20 protein-coding genes, 2 tRNA genes and 1 pseudogene are annotated in these 18,234 nt (G+C 63.7%); 8 read left to right on the plus strand and 15 right to left on the minus strand.

What is annotated here, in order from left to right; all coding sequences use genetic code 11:
- Positions 1-70 precede the first annotated feature (70 nt).
- Genes cmk through aroA form a run of 3 tightly spaced genes read right to left on the minus strand, consistent with a single transcriptional unit; the run spans position 71 to position 2,291 of the window.
- Positions 71-706 carry a (d)CMP kinase gene (cmk, locus tag F7P65_RS13010; protein ID WP_150292345.1) on the minus strand — a complete coding sequence of 212 codons (636 nt, stop codon included), beginning with the start codon at positions 704-706 and terminating at the stop codon, positions 71-73.
- On the minus strand, positions 703-954 hold the full coding sequence (locus tag F7P65_RS13015) for a CBU_0592 family membrane protein (protein ID WP_150292347.1): 252 nt from the start codon (positions 952-954) through the stop codon (positions 703-705). The genes cmk and F7P65_RS13015 overlap by 4 nt, the downstream gene beginning before the upstream one ends.
- Positions 951-2,291, minus strand: coding sequence for a 3-phosphoshikimate 1-carboxyvinyltransferase (gene aroA / locus F7P65_RS13020; protein WP_150292349.1), 1,341 nt, complete (start codon positions 2,289-2,291; stop codon positions 951-953). The genes F7P65_RS13015 and aroA overlap by 4 nt, the downstream gene beginning before the upstream one ends.
- Before the next feature lie 146 nt (positions 2,292-2,437).
- Between aroA and F7P65_RS13025 the strand changes: the two genes are divergently transcribed.
- The 3 genes from F7P65_RS13025 (at position 2,438) to F7P65_RS13035 (ending at position 3,107) form a co-directional block, all read left to right on the plus strand.
- Entirely contained in the window at positions 2,438-2,773 is a 336-nt protein-coding gene (locus F7P65_RS13025) for a TIGR02300 family protein (protein ID WP_150292351.1), read from the plus strand.
- An 87-nt stretch (positions 2,774-2,860) separates the two neighbouring features.
- Positions 2,861-2,936, plus strand: a tRNA-Ala gene (locus F7P65_RS13030).
- A gap of 95 nt (positions 2,937-3,031) precedes the next feature.
- A tRNA-Ala gene (locus tag F7P65_RS13035) sits at positions 3,032-3,107 on the plus strand.
- Positions 3,108-3,374: 267 nt separating this feature from the next.
- Here F7P65_RS13035 and F7P65_RS13040 read toward each other — a convergent pair.
- Complete coding sequence (locus tag F7P65_RS13040; RefSeq protein ID WP_240334285.1) at positions 3,375-3,839, minus strand: GNAT family N-acetyltransferase; 465 nt, start codon at positions 3,837-3,839, stop codon at positions 3,375-3,377.
- Positions 3,840-3,856: 17 nt separating this feature from the next.
- Entirely contained in the window at positions 3,857-6,133 is a 2,277-nt protein-coding gene (locus F7P65_RS13045) for an ATP-dependent helicase (RefSeq protein WP_150292355.1), read from the minus strand.
- 104 nt (positions 6,134-6,237) lie between these two features.
- On the opposite strand from F7P65_RS13045, the gene F7P65_RS13050 reads away from it, so the two are divergent.
- Positions 6,238-6,633 (plus strand): GFA family protein, encoded by a 396-nt coding sequence (locus F7P65_RS13050; RefSeq protein WP_150292357.1) that lies wholly within the window; start codon positions 6,238-6,240, stop codon positions 6,631-6,633.
- 123 nt (positions 6,634-6,756) lie between these two features.
- On the plus strand, positions 6,757-7,194 hold the full coding sequence (locus F7P65_RS13055) for a Fe-S oxidoreductase (protein ID WP_150292359.1): 438 nt from the start codon (positions 6,757-6,759) through the stop codon (positions 7,192-7,194).
- On the opposite strand, the gene F7P65_RS13060 is transcribed toward F7P65_RS13055, so the two are convergent.
- Positions 7,139-7,630, minus strand: a complete 492-nt coding sequence (locus tag F7P65_RS13060) for an Rrf2 family transcriptional regulator (protein ID WP_150292361.1) — start codon at positions 7,628-7,630, stop codon at positions 7,139-7,141. The genes F7P65_RS13055 and F7P65_RS13060 overlap by 56 nt on opposite strands.
- Before the next feature lie 109 nt (positions 7,631-7,739).
- Here F7P65_RS13060 and F7P65_RS13065 point away from each other — a divergent pair.
- A pseudogene (locus tag F7P65_RS13065) lies at positions 7,740-8,188 on the plus strand (globin domain-containing protein).
- On the opposite strand, the gene rsmD reads toward F7P65_RS13065, so the two are convergent.
- Together rsmD and F7P65_RS13075 are read right to left on the minus strand one after the other, a co-directional pair.
- Positions 8,185-8,724, minus strand: a complete 540-nt coding sequence (gene rsmD / locus F7P65_RS13070) for a 16S rRNA (guanine(966)-N(2))-methyltransferase RsmD (RefSeq protein WP_150292363.1) — start codon at positions 8,722-8,724, stop codon at positions 8,185-8,187. The pseudogene F7P65_RS13065 and the gene rsmD sit on opposite strands and share 4 nt — an antisense overlap.
- On the minus strand, positions 8,721-9,632 hold the full coding sequence (locus F7P65_RS13075; protein ID WP_150292365.1) for a pseudouridine synthase: 912 nt from the start codon (positions 9,630-9,632) through the stop codon (positions 8,721-8,723). Before F7P65_RS13075 ends, rsmD begins: the two co-directional genes overlap by 4 nt.
- 160 nt (positions 9,633-9,792) lie before the next feature.
- On the opposite strand from F7P65_RS13075, the gene F7P65_RS13080 reads away from it, so the two are divergent.
- A complete protein-coding gene (locus tag F7P65_RS13080; RefSeq protein ID WP_150292367.1) occupies positions 9,793-10,251 on the plus strand; it encodes a response regulator in 459 nt (152 codons plus the stop codon).
- A 188-nt stretch (positions 10,252-10,439) separates the two neighbouring features.
- A complete protein-coding gene (locus F7P65_RS13085; protein ID WP_150292369.1) occupies positions 10,440-11,762 on the plus strand; it encodes an AmpG family muropeptide MFS transporter in 1,323 nt (440 codons plus the stop codon).
- Here the strand turns inward: F7P65_RS13085 and F7P65_RS13090 are convergent.
- The 7 genes from F7P65_RS13090 to F7P65_RS13120 all read right to left on the minus strand — a co-directional run bounded on the left by F7P65_RS13090 (position 11,747) and on the right by F7P65_RS13120 (position 18,179).
- Positions 11,747-12,187 (minus strand): DUF6628 family protein, encoded by a 441-nt coding sequence (locus F7P65_RS13090; RefSeq protein WP_150292371.1) that lies wholly within the window; start codon positions 12,185-12,187, stop codon positions 11,747-11,749. The genes F7P65_RS13085 and F7P65_RS13090 overlap by 16 nt on opposite strands.
- A gap of 68 nt (positions 12,188-12,255) precedes the next feature.
- Positions 12,256-13,578, minus strand: a complete 1,323-nt coding sequence (locus tag F7P65_RS13095; RefSeq protein WP_150292373.1) for a bifunctional folylpolyglutamate synthase/dihydrofolate synthase — start codon at positions 13,576-13,578, stop codon at positions 12,256-12,258.
- A 73-nt stretch (positions 13,579-13,651) separates the two neighbouring features.
- Complete coding sequence (accD, locus tag F7P65_RS13100; protein ID WP_150292375.1) at positions 13,652-14,503, minus strand: acetyl-CoA carboxylase, carboxyltransferase subunit beta; 852 nt, start codon at positions 14,501-14,503, stop codon at positions 13,652-13,654.
- Positions 14,500-15,327 carry a tryptophan synthase subunit alpha gene (gene trpA, locus F7P65_RS13105; RefSeq protein WP_150292377.1) on the minus strand — a complete coding sequence of 276 codons (828 nt, stop codon included), beginning with the start codon at positions 15,325-15,327 and terminating at the stop codon, positions 14,500-14,502. The genes accD and trpA overlap by 4 nt, the downstream gene beginning before the upstream one ends.
- An 8-nt stretch (positions 15,328-15,335) precedes the next feature.
- Positions 15,336-16,577, minus strand: coding sequence for a tryptophan synthase subunit beta (gene trpB, locus F7P65_RS13110; protein WP_150292429.1), 1,242 nt, complete (start codon positions 16,575-16,577; stop codon positions 15,336-15,338).
- A gap of 96 nt (positions 16,578-16,673) precedes the next feature.
- Positions 16,674-17,315 carry a phosphoribosylanthranilate isomerase gene (locus F7P65_RS13115; protein ID WP_150292379.1) on the minus strand — a complete coding sequence of 214 codons (642 nt, stop codon included), beginning with the start codon at positions 17,313-17,315 and terminating at the stop codon, positions 16,674-16,676.
- Between the two features lie 9 nt (positions 17,316-17,324).
- A complete protein-coding gene (locus F7P65_RS13120) occupies positions 17,325-18,179 on the minus strand; it encodes a lysophospholipid acyltransferase family protein (protein ID WP_150292431.1) in 855 nt (284 codons plus the stop codon).
- Between the last annotated feature and the right edge of the window lie 55 nt (positions 18,180-18,234).

Here is an 18,234-nt window from a genome sequence, read left to right on the forward strand (position 1 = left end):
GCCCTGACGAGTCGACGCCCCGTGGATAAGCGAAAAGGGCGCCTGGGAATCCCCGGCACCCGGCATCGCGTCAGGCCTGTTGCCGACGTTCCAACTGGGCGTCCACCAGTGCAATGGCCTGCTGGACGGCGGCGTCTATAGTCAAATTGCTGGTATCGAGCAAGTCCGCTCCATCGGCCATGCGCAGCGGGGCATGGTCGCGGCTCATGTCGCGGGTGTCGCGGGCCTGAATGTCCGCGATCAGGCTGTCCATGTCGGGATGGCCGCCATGGGACAGGGCGTCGTCATAGCGGCGCTGGGCGCGGACGTGGACGCTGGCGGTGACGAAGATCTTGGCATTGGCGTCAGGGGCAATGACGGTCGCGATGTCCCGGCCGTCGAGGATCGCGCCGCCGGGCTGGGTGGCGAAGTCGCGCTGGCGCTGCACCAGTGCCTGGCGGACGCTCTGGTGAATGGACACGCGCGAGGCGAGGGAGCCTACCGCTTCGCTGCGCAGGGCGGGGTCTGTCAGGACGGCATCCTCGAAATCGCAGGCGGCAAGGGCGTCCGCTTCATGATCGGGATCGCCGCCGGCCTTGAGGACCGCCAGTCCGACCGCCCGGTAGAGCAAGCCGGTGTCGAGGACGGGCAGGCCGTAATGGTGGCCGAGCGCCTTGGCGATCGTGCCTTTGCCCGATGCGGCGGGGCCGTCGACGGCGATGATCATGATGCTTTGCCTTTCCACAAGGCCTTGGCAAGGCCGATGAGGGCGATGACAGCCCAGATGATTTCCATCGCCATCGATGCGATGTTGAAGTGAACCGTCAGTGATGAAATGAGCAGCAGGGCGCCGACGAGGTTCAGCAAGTTGAAGAGCGTGAAATTCAGCGCCTTCGCCACATTGCTATAGGCATAGGCTGCAACCATCAGGCCGCTGCCGATCAGGCCTATGATGTTGGCGAGGTCGAAGATCATACCATGGCGCCGAGTGTTTGCAGCAGGTGGGTGAAGCCGGGGAAGCTGGTGGCGACGGGGCGCATATCGTCGATGGCGACGCCGTTTTTCGACACAAGGCCCGCCACCGCGAAGCTCATCGCGATCCGGTGGTCGAGCTTGGTGAAAATGGGGCCGCCGCCGGGCAGAAGCGCGCCGCCGCTGCCCTGAATGACGATGCCGTCTTCCAGTTCCTCCACCTGAACGCCGATGGCACGCAGGCCGGTCGCCATGGTGGCGATGCGGTCCGATTCCTTGACGCGCAGTTCTTCCAGCCCGCGGAAGATGCTGCGCCCTTCCGCAAAGGCGGCGGCGATGAAGGCGACGGGATATTCGTCGATCATCGACGGGGCGCGGGCCGGGTCGGGTTCGATGCCTTTCAGAGACGACGCGGTGATGAGGAGGTCACCTACCGGCTCTCCCCCGACTTCGCGCGGATTTTCGATGACGATATCGCCGCCCATTTCACGCAGCAGGTCGATCAGGCCGGCGCGGGTCGCGTTGAGGCCGACATTGGCGATGGTGACCGTCGATCCGGGGACCAGCAATGCGGCCACCATCGGGAAGGCGGCGGAGGAGGGATCGCCGGGCACGATAATCGACTGCGGGCGGAGTTCGGCTTCGCCCTTCAGCGTGATGATCCGGGTGCCGTCGGCTTCGATCTCCACATTCAGGTCTGCGCCGAAGCCCTTGAGCATGCGTTCGCTATGGTCGCGGGTCGGGATGGGCTCGACGATGCGGGTGGTGCCGGGGGCGTTGAGGCCCGCGAGAAGGATCGCGGATTTGACCTGCGCCGAGGCGACGGGGAGGCGATAGTCGAGCGGTACCGCCGGACAGGCGCCGCGCATGGTGAGCGGCAGGCGGTCGCCGGGACTGGTCGTGAAGCTGGCGCCCATGCGGGACAAGGGGTCGGTGACGCGGGCCATGGGGCGCTTGCTCAAGCTTGCGTCGCCCACGAAGGTCGCCGTGATCGCGTGGCTGGCGATCAGGCCCATCAGCAGACGGGTGGACGTGCCGCTATTGCCCATGTCGAGCGCGCTTTCCGGCTGGAGCAGGCCGCCGACTCCAACGCCATGGATATGCCAGATGCCATCGGCGTCGCGCTGAATGTCGGCGCCCATGGCGCGCATGGCAGCGGCGGTTGCCAGCACGTCCTCCCCCTCCAGCAGCCCTTCGACCCGGCTTTCGCCCACGGCCAGAGCGGAAAGCATCAGCGAGCGGTGCGAAATGCTCTTGTCGCCGGGCACGGTGATCGAGCCGGAAAGCGCCGGAGCGGCGGTGAAGGTCATGGGGGTAGGCTGGTCTGAAGAAGCGGTCACGGTCAATCCGTCTGCAAAACTTGAAAAAATGCGCCCGGCTTTTGACAGCGCGGTTTGGCTATGGCAAGGCGCCGTCTCTTCGCGGGCGACCCAGTCGTGCCGCGTAATATCTATTTTGAGCACTCGCGAGAAGGACAAGGCCGGACATGGTCAAGGCTGAATGGGGCACGAAGCGTACCTGCCCGAAATGCGCCACGCGCTTCTACGACCTGGGCAAGGATGACCCGGTCACCTGCATTAACTGCGCAACCGCCTGGGAACCCGAACCGGTGTTGAAGTCGAAACAGCCGCTGCCTTATGAGGAAGCGCCCAAGAAGGTCATCGAAACCGCTGACGGTGAACGCGAGACGGCGGACGACGATCTGGACCTGGATCTGGACGTGGATGATGACGGCGATTCGCCGGATAATGACGTCGATCTGGGCGGCGACGACGATCTGGGTGTCGACGCTGGCGGCGATGATGACGGCGACGACAATTAATTGAATTTTGTGCTTGCCAAGGAGGAAGCCGCCACCTAATGGCAGCGACCTCCGAGGCGCCGAACCCAACGGCGCCACACTGGAAACGGGGCCTTAGCTCAGCTGGGAGAGCGCCTGCATGGCATGCAGGAGGTCAGCGGTTCGATCCCGCTAGGCTCCACCAAATTTTCGGTTTAACCGAAAAACGGACATGCGGCCGACGGCATTTGCCGGTCATGGCCTGATCCATTGGGATGCGGTATAATGCCGCGAAACGATGGGGCCTTAGCTCAGCTGGGAGAGCGCCTGCATGGCATGCAGGAGGTCAGCGGTTCGATCCCGCTAGGCTCCACCAATTTTCGATTTCACCGAAAAACAAAAGCAGCAGCCGTCCGGGGAGATGGCTTCCGGCAAAACTCCCGAGCGCAGGCGAGGGCTGCGGTTATTCCTACATCCTTGAACAGCGCGCCCTGATCCGGTTCGGATCGGGGCTTTTTGCTTTGGTCCTTTGCGTGCCTGTAGGATTTGGACGATGACAGTGACATGATGAGGCCGCAGAAAAATGCGGCTGCGCGCCCAATTCCTTCCGCGATTTCCACGGTTCAATACGCTGATTCGGCGGTTAGCGGGACAAGCGACGCCGCATGAACTGCGATGCAGGATCGTAAAGGTCTGGCTGGCTTTCGACTGCTGTAAAGCCTTGCGATGACCAGAAGCGATCGGCGCCGTTCACCGCCGTCAATGTGACCGTGTCGAATCCGGCTTTTGCGGCCTCGCTCAATGCCAGCATGGTACCCTTGACGCCTACGCCGCTGCCTCGGGCAACGGGCAGCAGGGCGATGTCATGCAGATAATAAGTGTCTGCATCATCGGGTAGGGCGCCCAGGGGCTTGTTCAGTGGCGGTGGCGTCCGGCTGTGCCAGGGATGCGCTATGAGATAGCCGACCGGCACTGCGTCGCGTTCCAAGATCAGGCAGCCCGAAGGATACAGCGCCAGCCTTTCCGCATAGATGGCTTCGTCTTCCGTATACGGGCCATGGACGGCGTCGGAGATGGCTTTGACCGCTGGCAGGTCAGGCCCGCGCATTGGCCTCCAATGACCGGTCATGCAGGCTGCACGAAGCTGTCCATCACTCGCTTCCGTCCCGCCGTTTCAAAGTCGATCTCCAACTTGTTGCCTTCAATTTCCGCGACGGTGCCGTAGCCGAATTTTTGGTGGAAGACGCGCAGGCCCACGCTCATGTCGTCGCGGCCTTTATTGCCCAGCGATACTGCTGAGGTACGGGCTTCGACGATGCGGATGGGTTCCTTCGCGAATGGACCGCTTTGCTGGGCGCGTTGCCAGCCCGGGCCTCTTCCCGTTCCGCGCTGGACATTGGCAAAGGGGTCGGCCCGTTCCGACCAGTTGGCGCGCCAGAGCGAGGCGCCGCCGGACATGCTGCTTTCCTCCTCCACATGCTCGGGCGGGAGTTCGCCTACGAAGCGCGAGGGGATGGAACTGGTCCATTGGCCGTAGATGCGGCGGTTGGCGGCGTGGAGGACGATGCAGCGCCGCCGCGCGCGGGTGAGCGCGACATAGGCGAGGCGGCGCTCTTCCTCCAGGGAGTTCAGCCCGCCTTCGTCGAGTGCGCGCTGGGAGGGGAAGATGCCTTCTTCCCAGCCCGCGAGGAAGACCGTGTCGAACTCCAGCCCCTTGGCGGCGTGAATGGTCATGATCGTGATCTTGCGCTCGTCCGCCTGCGCTTCATTGTCCATGACCAGCGACACATGTTCGAGGAACGCGCCCAGCGTCTCATATTCCTCCATGGCGCGGGTGAGTTCGTTGAGGTTTTCGAGGCGGCCCGCGCTTTCGGCCGTGCGTTCGGCCTGAAGCATCGCGGTGTAGCCGCTTTCGTCCAATATCTGCCGGGCAAGTTCCGCATGAGGCAGTTGCGTCGCCCGGTCGCGCCAGCGGGCAAGGTCGCCGATAAACGCGCCCAACGACCGCCGCGCTTGCGGTGTCATCTCGTCGGTATCGAGTATGCGCGCGGCGGCGAGCGCCAGCGGGATGCCCTCGGCGCGGGCGAGGCGGTGGAGTTTCTCTACCGCCTTGTCGCCAAGGCCACGTTTGGGGACGTTGACGATTCGTTCAAAGGCAAGATCGTCGGCCGGCTGGTTGACCAGGCGCAGATAGGCCAGCGCGTCGCGGATTTCGGCGCGCTCGTAAAAGCGGAAGCCGCCGACGATGCGATAGGGCAGGCCGATCTGGATGAAGCGGTCTTCGAATTCGCGGGTCTGATGCTGGGCGCGGACGAGGATGGCGACTTCGTCCAGCGATTGGCCGCTGCGTTCGATCGATTCGATTTCATCGCCTACCCGGCGCGCTTCCTCCGGGCCGTCCCAGACGCCGATGATGCGGACCTTCTCGCCCACGTCGATCTCGGTCCAGAGCGTTTTGCCGAGGCGGTTGCCATTTTCCGCGATCACGCCGGAGGCTGCGCCGAGGATATGCGGAGTCGAGCGGTAATTCTGTTCGAGGCGGACGATCTTCGCGCCCGGAAAATCCTTTTCAAACCGCAGGATATTGGCCACTTCTGCGCCACGCCATGAATAGATGGACTGGTCGTCGTCGCCCACGCAGCAGATGTTCTTGCGTTGCTGGGCGAGCAGGCGCAGCCAGAGATATTGGCTGCTGTTCGTGTCCTGATATTCGTCGACCATGATGTAACGGAACCGCTGTTGATAGCTTTCCAGCACATCGCGGTGGCGTTTGAGGATCGTCAGAACATGCAGCAGCAAGTCACCGAAATCACACGCATTTACGTCACGCAGACGGGCCTGATAGGCGGCATAAAGCTTCTGCCCACGGCCATTGGCATAGCCCTCGCTTTCGCCGGCGCCGATTTCCTCTGGCGTCCAGCCCCGGTTTTTCCACTGGTCGATAAGCCCCGCAAGCTGGCGGGCGGGCCACCGCTTTTCATCAATCCCCTCCGCCTGGATGAGTTGCTTGATCAGGCGAAGTTGGTCGTCGGTGTCGAGGATGGTGAAATTGGATTGCAGCCCGACCAGTTCGGCATGGCGGCGTAGCATCTTGGCGGCGATCGCATGAAAGGTGCCGAGCCAGGGCATGCCCTCGACCGCCGGGCCGATCATGCGGCCGACGCGCTCGCGCATTTCGCGCGCCGCCTTGTTGGTGAAGGTGACGGCAAGGATTTCCGAAGGATAGGCGCGGCGAGTGGCGATCAGATGGGCGAGGCGGGCGGTAAGCGCCGCCGTCTTGCCGGTCCCCGCGCCCGCGAGGACCAGCACCGGGCCTTCGGTGGTGAGTACGGCTTCCCGCTGGGGTTCGTTGAGGCCCTGAAGATAGGCGGGGTCGTCGGGCGAGGGAGCGGGCAGGGTCATAGGCCATCAACTAAGGTGCGGAACGAAGGGCGGCAAGGGCGAGCGGCCTTGCGCCGGTCCGCCGTTTATGAGAACAAAAGCAGAATCATGCAAGGAGAAAGGCCATGGTTACGGGGCGGTGCCACTGCGGAGCGATCCAGTATGAAGCGCGGGGCGAACCGTCCCATAGCGCGCTTTGTCATTGTTCCGATTGTCGGAAAAGTGCGGGAGCGCCCATGGTCGGTTGGACATTGTTCCCCGAAAACATGGTCACGGTCCACGGTGATCCGGTGAGTTACCAGTCGTCTGAACATGCGACGCGGCAATTTTGTGGGACATGCGGCACAGGGCTGTTCTATCGCAATGCGGTGGCTTTTCCGGGCAGGGTGGATATCCAGTCGGCGACGCTCGATGACCAGTCGGCCTTTCCGCCCTCCATCCACGTGCAATTTGCGGAAGCCGCGCCCTGGATGGGATCGGCCCATGAATTGCCGAAATTCGATCGCTATCCAGAGGTTTGAAGCAACAAGGTTCATCTGGCGGCGCGTCCGCCACGGTTCGTCGCCGTGGCTGGAACGCTGGCGTCACAATTCCGGTTTTTCCCTCAGCCCAAGCGGCGGAACGGGGTGAAGAACAAGGAAAGGATGATCCCGATGAAATCGATCCTATTGGCGGGCGCGGCAATACTGACCTTTGGTGCCGGCGTCGCGGTCGCGCAGGACATGCCTGCGTCCACGCAGCCGCCGGCGACCGAAATGCCGCCTCCGCCCGATCAGGCCGCGCCGCCTGCGCCTCCTTCAGCGCCGGCCACGCCGGCTCCCGGCATGGATCCCAATGCGGGGCAGCCGACCGGTGCCGTACCGCCGGATACAGGCATGGCGCCCGCGCCTGCGGGCGTGCCCAAGGACCCGACCGCGCCTGTAGGCACTTCGGCCAATCCTGCAACAGTCGGTGGCAATATGACGCCGCCTCCGACCGAGGCGAAAGACTATCCGATGTGCAGCAAGACGATACAGGATAGCTGCATCAATCCGAGCGAGGCTCCGCGGGCGATGAAGAAGGCGACGCGCAGGCATCGGTAGCTAAGGTGTTCGGGTTGGGCAGGGCAGCGATGATCGCCGCCAGCCCGGCCCGGTCGCGCGCCGCATCGGCCAGGCTGTGCTGGTCGAGGACGGCCAGGAAGGCGGCGGTGGCCGCCTTCAAAATGCCGGACAGGCCGCAGGCGGGACGGATCGCGCAGGAACCGCAATCGGCCATGTTCATATCGGGTTCGGCGTGACGGACCACTTCCCCGATGCTGATGGTTTCGGCGGGGCGGGCGAGGGTGAACCCGCCGCCGCGCCCGCGCTGGGTATCGAGGAAGCCGCCTTGGCCCAGATGATGAACGACCTTCATCAGATGATTGCGCGACAGGCCGTAGGCGTCCGCGACCTCCGGGATCGTGGCGCGGCCGGAAGGCTTCACCGCCAGATGGATCAGGACGCGCAGGGCATAGTCGGTATGGCGGGTTAATTGCATGACGTCACCGTTAGAAGCGGAAACATCGCTTTTCAAACATTCATTCTGTTTACATCTTAAAAGATGCAACGTAAATGCACCTTATCGAGTCTCACGGAAAGGTGCATGAATGACCCAGTTGACCGCCGAAACCATCGCCATCGTCAAGGCTACCGCGCCCCTGCTGCGCCAGCATGGGGTGGAGATCACGACGGCCATGTACGCCAGGCTGTTTCAGGACGAGTCGATCAAGGGCATGTTCGATGAGGCTGCGCAGGAAAGCGGCGAACAGCCCAAGCGCCTGGCCGCCGCCATTCTGGGTTATGCGGAGAATATCGATAAGTTGCAGACGCTGAACGGCGCGGTCGCGCGGATGGTGCAGCGGCATATCGAAACGGGCGTGAAGGCCGAACATTATCCCAGGTGGCCGAAGCGCTGCTGCCGGCGATCCGCGACGTGCTGGGCGAAGACGGGGCGACCGATGCCGTGCTCAATGCCTGGGGGCAGGCTTATTGGTTCCTCGCCAACATATTGATCGGCAAGGAAGCCCAGGCTTATGAGGATGCGGAAGCGGCTTAAGCCGTCGCCCTCAAGAGGGTCAGACGGGCTTTGCCGACGTCGCGGGTTGCCTCGACGGTGAAGCCCTTGACCTCCACATCCTCGCGCCGGTCGGTTTCTATGCTGATCCAGGTGGCGGGTCCAGTCCAACCCAGACGGCCCAGCTTGTCCAGCGCCACCGATCCCGCTCCCGTATTATAGGGCGGGTCCATGAAGATCAGGTCTAGCGGTTGCGTCGTCGGGCCGAGGGACAGGACGCTGCTCTGGCGGATGTCGGGGCGCAGGCCGAATTTGTCGCCATTGGCCCGGATCACGTCGAGCGCGGCGCGGTCCTGCTCCACGAAGATACAGCTCGCCGCGCCGCGCGACAGGGCCTCGAAGCCCAGCGCGCCGGAGCCTGCGAAGAAGTCGCCCACGGCCAACCCCTCAAAGGAGCCGATACGGCTCAGCAACATCGAGAAAAGCGTTTCGCGGGTGCGGTCCGCCGTCGGGCGCGTGGCGTCGCCTTTGGGCGCGGCCAGCGGGCGGCCGCGCCATTGCCCTGCAATGATCCTCATTTCGGCGCCTTCAGGTTTTTGCGGAACAGGACAAGGTCATGCTGGCGCACTTCCTCGACCGCGCCGGAAGCCAGTTCACCAAGATGGAACGGGCCATAGCTGGTGCGGATCAGGCGGTTCACCTGAAGCCCCAGATGTTCGAGCACGCGGCGGACTTCGCGGTTCTTGCCTTCAGTCAGGGTCATTTCGATCCACTGGTTGCGGCCGGTGCGGCGTTCCAGATTGGCCTCGATCTGACCGTAGCGAATGCCGTCTATCTCTATGCCTTCGAACAGGTCCTCAAGCTGGTTCTGGCTGATTTCACCGAAGGCGCGCGCCCGGTAGGTGCGCGGAACGCCGGTGGAGGGCAGTTCCATCTGGCGCTTGAATTCGCCGTCGGTGGTCAGCAGCAACAGGCCCTCGGTCGTCATGTCGAGCCGGCCGATCGGCATGACACGCGGCAAATCCGCCGGCAGCTTGTCATAAATGGTCGGGCGCCCGCGCGGGTCGCGCTCGGTGGTGAGGAAGCCCGATGGCTTGTGGAACAGGAACAGGCGCGTAGGCGCAGGAGCCGCGACCGGATTGCCATCGACCGCGATGCCCTGCAGCGATGTGAGCAGCGTCGCCGGCGTGGTGATCGCTTCGCCGTTCAGCGTGATCCGGCCGTCCTCCACCATCCGCTCGATCTCCCGGCGCGAGGCGACGCCGGCGCGGGCGAGCAGTTTTGCGATACGCTGCGGCTCGTTCTTGCCGCTGGCGGCCGCCGCCGCGCGGGCCGGATGCGGGTTTGCGGGGGTCTTCGGCGCCGTCTTCGCCTTTTTGAAGGGCGGGCGGGACGGGCGCGAGGCTGCGGGCCCGGGGGTCCCAGTCCGTTTGGGACCGCCGGGGCCTGACCGGCGCGGCGGTCCAGATTTTTTCGGCGGTTCCACGGAAGAGTTCCTTTTCAAAACGGGGTGGCATTCCCATATCGGGAGGGCCGGAAAATTGACCAATGGTGCTGTGCCTGCGCCTGTGCGCAGGAGCGATAGGAAACGCTCTTGGGCGTTGCACGTTGGTTGGCTGAATGGCGCAATTGGGGCGGATCGGCAAATGTTTTTCGGGCTGGTAAAAGGGGAAGCCGGGGCGCGAGGGCGCCGCAAGGCCATTCGGAGCATCCTGGTAGTCGAGGATGAGCCGCTGGTTGCTTTCGACAATGAACATGCGCTGGAAACGGCCGGCTATCGCGTGGCTGCGACGGTCGATGAATATGCCCATGCCGTTAGCGTGATCGAGGAGGAAAATGTCGATCTGGTCATTGCGGATGTGACATTGCACGGCAAAAGGACCGGAATCGACCTCGCCCGCTTTGCCAGCGGCAAGGGGGTGTCGGTGCTGTTCGTGACGGGCGCCTGTCCCGTCGATGCGCAGGAAGTGGCTTTGGGCTGTCTTGCAAAGCCTTATGCGCCCCGGGACTTGCTGGGCGCGATTGACGTGATCGACGCGCTGCTGCGTGGAAAGACATTGCCGCGTTTCCCGGAGGGGTTGCATCTGTTCGAGGAAATTGGCTGAATTTTTAGAGTGCGCTGCGTTAAAGCGGAGGCCAAGACGCACGCTCTCAATCTTGTTGTTGCATCCTTTTGAGCAGAAAACCGTTTGCCACTTTTCTGTCCGATGCTCCAGACGCGCTGCGCCGCTTGCCTCAGGCGCATTTGCCCATATGGTGGCCCCGATCAAACCATGTGGGGGCGCACGCACTTATGACCGACATCGCCAAGGGTACCGGAAATTGGCTGGATGCGGTCAAACCCTATGTCGAAAAAGCGCCTCTGGCAGCGCTTTTCCTGGGGATATCCTCCGGTTTTCCCTTTGCGATGATCGGGGCCAATCTGGCATCGCGGCTGGCGCAGGACGGGATCGACAAGAAAAGCGTCACCGCCTTCAGCCTGGTTCTACTGGCCTATAATTTCAAATGGCTGTGGGCCTGGGTGATTGAGGGGGTGAAGCTGCCCCTGCTGCACCGCATGGGGCAGCGCGTGTCCTGGATGCTGGTGGCAGGATTGCTGGTGATGGCGGCCGTGATCAATCTGGCGATGGTCGATCCGGCGGCCGACATCATGGGCACGGTGCGGGCCGCGATCCTGCTGGGCATCGCGGGCGCCACCTTTGACATCATCATCGACGGTTATCGCATCGAGATATTGAAGCCCGAGCAATTGGGCATCGGCGCGGGCATGTCGCAATATGGTTGGCGGATCGGCGCGGCGGCGGCCGGTGCCGTGGGGCTGGTGGTCGCGCAGCATTGGAACTGGACGGTGGCCTATCTTGCCTGTTCGCTCTTCGCGCTGCCCGCGATATTGGCGGCACTGGTGGTCGGGGAACCGCAACGGCATCGCGAGATTGCGACGCGCCAAAGCGTCGGCAATCTGGCGCAGGCGATTGTCGGGCCGTTCATCGACTTCTTCCAGCGCAGGGGCGCGCTGCTCGTCCTATTATTCATCATCGTTCACAAGATCGGCGACACGCTGGCCAATCTGACGTTCCGTCTGCTCTTCAACGATCTGGGCTATAGCAATGACGAGATCGCGCTTTACGATGTCGGCGTGGGTTTCTGGGCGCTGCTCGCGGGCATTTTCGTGGGCGGTGTGCTCTATGCCCGGCTGGGGCTGAAGCGGTCGGTCATGGTCAGCCTGATCCTGATGGCCATTTCCAATTTCAGCTTCGCGGCGCTTGCGGCGGCGGGGAAAAGCAATTTCGGCATGGCCGGTGCCATTGGCTTCGAGAATTTCGCCAGCGGGATCGGTGGGGTCGCGGTGGTCGCCTATTTCTCGGCGCTGTGCGATCTGCGCTTTACCGCGGCCCAATATGCGATGATCTCGGCGGCGGCGAGCATATTGGGGCGGTTCCTGACCGGGACCACCGCCGGAGCGTTGATCGAGCGTTTTGGGTATGTGGACTTTTATCTGCTCACGACCGTCCTGGCGCTGCCGGGCATCCTGTTGTTCTGGCTGCTGATGCGCGCCGGGCTGGTTGAAACCAGCGTCGGCAGCGCGGCGGGGGATGCAACTCAGCCCGCCGCATAAAGATCGAGCGGACGGCCCAGATCATTGTGGGCTTGGGCCACCGCTTGCAGGCAGGTGAGCGCTCCCAAGGCATGGTCGTTGCCGAGCAGCGTCGCAACCTTGTCATAGGCGGCACGCGGGTCGCGCAGGGCATTTCCGACCGCCTGCATCATCAACGCTTCGTCCGTCGTCATGCGGGAGCAGCAGCAGGGGGCGACCAGAATCTTGCGGCTCGACATGCGGGCCAGTTCCAACATCATGGCGCGCATCAGGACCAGCGGGCGGCGATAGCTTCTTCCGAAAGCGCCCAGCATCGCGTTGGCGGCATGGGCGTCATTGACCCCGGCGGTCGCCATCCGGCGCATCACATAGAGAAACAGCCGGTTGCCATAGCTTCCGGGAATTGGGCTGGGCTGATCGAGGGAGGGGGACTCTCCATGCGCCATGCGTTGGTACCTTCTGCCTTGTCGTTGGAAGGCAAGAGTACGCTATTGCGAGTCAATCGCAAGTAAATTCAATCTGGATATTGGTCGTTCAGACGCAAAATCTCGCCTGCCAGATAAAGCGATCCCGCAATCAACAGCTTGGGCGCGGGCTGATTCTCTCCCGCAACAGCGGCGATGGCGTCGGCGGCGTGGTCATGCGGAGTGCAGGATATGCCCCAAAGGTCGGCGATAGCGGCGAATCGTTCCGGCGGGTGATGGTCATGACCGGGAACAGGCAGGGCGTGGATATGGGCGACGCGGCCTGCAAAGGGGATGAGATAAGCGTCCAGATCCTTGTTCGAAAGCATGCCGATGATAAGCTGGAGCTTCTGCCCTTCCAGCCGGTCGGGGGTGAAGAAGGCGGCGATCGCTTCGCCCGCGCCCGCATTATGGCCGCCGTCCAACCACGCCTCGGCGCGTTCCGGCAGCGTTTCCAGTAACGGGCCGTGCTCGAGCCTTTGTAGGCGAGCCGGCCAGTGCGCCCAAAGCGGAGCGGCCTTCAACGCTGCTTCGCTGATCGGAATGACGCTCTGATGACGCAACATGGCGAAGGCCAGCGCTGCGTTCTGAGCCTGATGCGCGCCGGGGAGGCGCGGCAGCGGCGTATCGAGATGACCGTGATCGTCGCGATAATGGAGGCGGTCACGATAGATGGCGGCGTCCCAGCTTTCGCCCATGGCGAACCATTGGGTGCGGTTGCGGGCGGCGGCATCCAGCATCACGGGGAACAGGGAATCGGAATAGCGCTGCGTGACCAGCGGTGCGCCGGGCTTGGCAATGCCGGCCTTTTCGGCGGCAATGTCCTTCAGCGTGTGCCCAAGGAAGCTTTGATGGTCGAGGCCGAGTTGGGCGATGCCGCAGATCACCGGCTTCTCGATGACATTGGTGGCGTCGAGGCGACCGCCCAGACCCACTTCGACGATGCAGGCGTCAGCAGGACGTTCAGCAAAGGCCAGGAAGGCGGCCGCGGTGGTGACTTCGAAGAAGCTGGCGCCGATGCCTTCCGCCACGTCGAGGACGCGTGAGAGATAGTGGGCGAGCGCTTCGTCCGAGATCAGCGTGCCGTTGATGCGAATGCGCTCGTTGAAGCGGACCAGATGCGGGGAGGTGAAAACATGAACGCTCTTGCCGTCGGCCTCCATCGCGGCGCGCAGAAAGGCGCAGGTCGATCCTTTGCCGTTGGTGCCCGCGACGTGGAAGGCCGGGGGCAGCGAACGGTGAGGATTGCCGATACGCTCCAGCAGGCGGGTGATGCGGTCCAGGCCCAATATGTCCGCGCCGGGAGACAGTGTCGCGAGGCGGTCAAGCTGGGCCTGGACGCCCGGATCGTCGGAGACGGCATGGTCGGGCATTGGCGCTTTTTCCCCAAGCATCCCGCGCAAAGTGGGAACCGGTTTTGCGCGATGATGATGCGTTACAATGTGTTTACGCGGCGGCGCGGGGGGTGAGGTAGCCGATCACCCGGGCGAGCGTATCGCGCAATTCGCTGCGGTGAACCACCATGTCGAGCATGCCGTGTTCCAGCAGATATTCCGCACGCTGGAAGCCATCGGGCAGCTTTTCGCGGATCGTGCTTTCGATGACGCGCTGGCCCGCGAAGCCGATCAGGGCATTGGGTTCGGCGATCTGAATGTCGCCCAACATCGCGTAGCTGGCGGTCACGCCGCCGGTGGTCGGATCGGTCAGCACCACGATATAGGGCAGGCCCGCAGCATGGAGCTTCTGGATCGCGACGGTGGAGCGCGGCATCTGCATGAGGGAGAGGATACCCTCCTGCATGCGCGCGCCACCCGCCGCGGTGAAGATCACATAGGGGCATTTATGGGCGATGGCTTCGTTGACGCCCTGGATGAACGCCGCACCGACGCCCATGCCCATGGAGCCGCCCATGAAGGCGAAATTCTGCACGCCCATGACCAGCGGCACGCCATCGATCGCGCCGCGCGCGTTGATGAGCGCATCCTGATCGCCGGTCGAGGCGCGGGCGGCCTTCATGCGGTCGGGATAACGCTTGGAATCGCGGAATTTGAGCGGGTCTTCCTGCACATGCGGGGTCGGCAGGAGGATGAAGCCGGCGTCGAGGATATGCTCGAAACGCTCCGACGGACCGATGCGGCCATGATGGTCGCAGCGCGGACAGACGGACAGGTTGTCTTCCCATTCCTTGATGAAGATCATCTCGGCGCAGGACGGGCATTTGTGCCACAGCGTTTCCGCCGTGGTTTCCTTCTTGGCCATGAAGGGAAGGGCGTTGCGGACGCGGTTTATCCAGCTCACAGGGCGGTCTCCCGGAAATGAGGGCTGTTGGCGTTGAGCGCGCCGCGCAGGGCGGCGACGAAATCCTTGACGAAGGGCGCGGCGGCATCGCCGTGCGAGCCGATAATGTCCACGATGGCGGAACCTACGACCACGCCATCGGCGACCCGGCCGATGGCGGCGGCCTGCTCGGCGGAGCGGACGCCGAAACCCACCGCGACGGGCAGGTCGGTGGCGGCCTTGAGGTGCGCGACGGCCTGCTCCACGGCGGCCTGCGCGGCCTGCTGCTTGCCGGTGATGCCCGCGACGGCGACATGGTAGAGGAAGCCGCTGGCGCCGTTCAGCACGGCGGGCAGGCGCGCCGCATCGGTGGTCGGTGTCGCCAGGCGGATCAGATGGACGTTCGCAGCACGCAGGGCCGGACCGATTTCGGCATCTTCCTCCGGCGGCACATCGACACAGATGACGCCATCGACGCCTGTGGCCTTGCACTGGTCGGCGAACCATTCGGGCCCGCGCACCAGCATCGGATTGGCATAGCCCATCAGAACCAGCGGAACCGCAGGGTGTCTGGCGCGGAAGGCGGTGACGATGGCGAAGATGTCCTTCGTCTTCGTGCCGGAACCCAGGCTGCGCAGATTGGCGAGTTCGATTGCCGGACCATCGGCCATGGGATCGGTGAAGGGCATACCGAGTTCGATGATGTCGGCGCCCCCCTCCACCAGTGCGTCAAGGATCGCGGGCATGTCGGCCACGGTCGGATCACCCGCCGTCACGAAGGTGATAAGGGCGGCACGGCCTGCTGTCTTGCAGGCGGCGAAACGGGCGGAGAGGCGGTCGGTCATCGCGGAGGTCATATTTCAACACCAAGGGCGCTGGCGACGGTGAAGATGTCCTTGTCGCCACGGCCGGAAAGATTGACGACGAGGATCTGGTCCGCGTCGAGCGTCGGGGCGATCTTTTCGGCGCTGGCGACGGCATGGGCGGATTCGAGCGCGGGGATGATGCCTTCCAGCGCCGAGAGCTTCTGGAAGCTGGCCAGCGCCTCTTCGTCGGTGATGGGCATATATTCGACCCGGCCGATTTCGTGCAGCCAGCTATGTTCGGGGCCGATGCCGGGATAGTCGAGACCCGCCGAAATGCTGTGCGCCTCGGTGATCTGACCGTCTTCGTCCTGGAGCAGATAGGTGCGGTTGCCGTGGAGGATGCCTGACTTGCCGCCGGCAAGGGATGCGGCATGCTTGCCGTGCAGACCTTCGCCTGCGGCTTCGACACCGATCATCCTGACCTCGGCATCGTCGAGGAAGGGGTGGAACAGGCCGATGGCGTTGGAACCGCCGCCGACCGGCGCAATCAGCATGTCGGGCAGCCGGCCTTCCAGAGCCATGATCTGCTCGCGGGTTTCCTTGCCGATGATCGACTGGAAGTCGCGGACCAGTTCGGGATAGGGGTGCGGGCCTGCCGCCGTGCCGATGATGTAGAAGGTGTCGTGGACGTTCGAAACCCAGTGGCGCAGGGCATCGTTCATCGCGTCCTTGAGCGTCTGGGAACCCGAGATCACGGGAATGACCTCCGCGCCCAGCAGCTTCATGCGGAAGACGTTGGGCTTCTGCCGCTCGACGTCTTTCGCGCCCATGAAGATCTTGCATTCCATGCCGAACAGGGCGGCGACGGTCGCGGTGGCGACGCCATGCTGGCCCGCGCCGGTTTCGGCGATGACCTTCTTCTTGCCCATGCGGCGGGCGAGGAGGGCCTGACCGATGCAATTGTTGATCTTGTGCGCGCCGGTGTGGTTCAGTTCCTCGCGCTTGAGGTAGATTTTCGCGCCCTTGCCCTCAGGCGCGTCGGCGCGGAGGGCTTCGGTCAGGCGCTCAGCATAATAAAGCGGATTGGGGCGGCCCACATAGGAACGCAGCAGTTCGCTGAACTCGGCGTCGAAGGCCGGGTCCTGCCTGGCTTCCTTATAGACCTTTTCCAACTCGAGGATGAGCGGCATCAGCGTTTCGGCGACATAGCGGCCGCCAAAGGAGCCGAAATGGCCGGAAGCATCCGGCTGCGAGCGCAGGCTGTTGGACAAAATGGGGGTATCGGTCATCGCTTCACTTTCGTCAGGCATGGATGGGGATCACTTCGCTCGGGGGAAGCGATCAACGCCATCGGGTACCGATGCGCTTTGCGGTGAAGAACTGCCTCATGAGGACGCCGCATTGCAGAAGGCCATGATCTTGTCCACACTCTTGATGCCCGGCGCGCTTTCGACGCCGGACGAAACATCGACCAGCGGGGCGCCGGTGATGCGGATGGCTTGCGCGACATTGTCGATGCCAAGACCGCCCGACAGGCCCCATGGAGCGGATATGGGAACGCCGCGCAGCAGCGTCCAGTCGAAGCGAAGTCCCATGCCGCCCGGCAGCGCCGCGCCTTCCGGGGTCTTCGCGTCGAACAGCAGCCGGTCGGCGGCGCCGGTGTAGGTCCTGGCGGCGTCTATGTCCGCGCGGGTCTTGACCGAAATCGCCTTCCAGACGGGAAGACCGAACCGCGCCCGGATGGCGGCGGACCGCTCCGGGCTTTCCTGGCCATGGAGTTGCAGCGCGGTGAGGGCGTCGGTGGCGACGAGTTCGGAGAGAATTTCGTCGGTCGGGTCCACCAGCACGGCGATGCGCGCGATATGGGAGGGCACGGGCGCGGCGAGGGCGCGCAACTGCTCCGCTTCCACATGGCGCTGGCTTTTGGGGAAGTGGACGAAGCCCAGATGGGTCGCGCCGGCCTTGATGGCGGCGCCTACCGTGTCGGGCGTCGAAAGACCGCAGATCTTGATGGCGAGTCGGGACATGCAGGCGCTTTAGGCGGTTGGCTGCGTCAGGTCCATGTCGTGCAGGGCGAGCCATTGGTCGGCATGGTCGATACAGGCTTTGCCGAGGAAGGCATCCACCTGATCCATGATCTGGTCGTCGGTCAGGATCGCCGGATCGAGCGGGGCGTGCCAGCGAACACGGAAATTCGGCCCCTGTGTGCGGACCAGATAGAAGGGAAGGAATTTCGCGCCGACCTTGCGCGCAAGCCGGAGCGCGACGGAAAGGTTGCCTGAGGGTGGCAGGTCGCGACCGAAGCGCGGGAACCAGACCTGCCTATCGCGGCGCTCATCGAGCAAGATGTAGAGGGTCGCCCGGTCTTTGGTGGTGAGATGCTTGAGGATGCCGCGGGCGGCGCCGTCGCCGGTGATGGCCTCCCCCATATAGCTGGAGCGGGCGCGTTTCAGCATGGCGGCCTGTTCCGCGTTTTCGGGCGGGTCATAGACGCCCAGGCCGGGCCGGTCGGTCGACGCCTTGATATGCGCGGCGAGCAGGTCCCAATTGCCGAGATGGACGGCCAGCGCGATCAGCGGGCCGGGGGCGTCCAATATCGCCTGATAGCCGTCGCGGTCTTCCACCGTGATATGGTTCTTCTCGATCAGCCGGTCGATGTTGGTGAGTTCCGCCATGGTGCGACCCAGGTTGAACCAGCGGCGGGTGAGCATCGCCTCACAAGTGGCTTCGTCCAGATCGGGGCGGAGGATGTTCAGGTTTGCGCGGGCGCGCCGATCGCGCAGCTTCATGTTTTTGCGGGCGATGTTCGCGGACAGCCAGCCACCCAGCCAGGACGCGACGGAGGCGGGCAGCAGGCGGAGCAGCGTGAAGAGAAAGGGGTTGGAGAGCATCTTCCCAAGCGTCATACAGCAGCGGTCGGGGTGGTAAAGGGTTTGGGTCTTCGCG

It is taken from the genome of Sphingobium estronivorans (assembly GCF_008692605.1).
Lineage (GTDB): Bacteria > Pseudomonadota > Alphaproteobacteria > Sphingomonadales > Sphingomonadaceae > Sphingobium > Sphingobium estronivorans.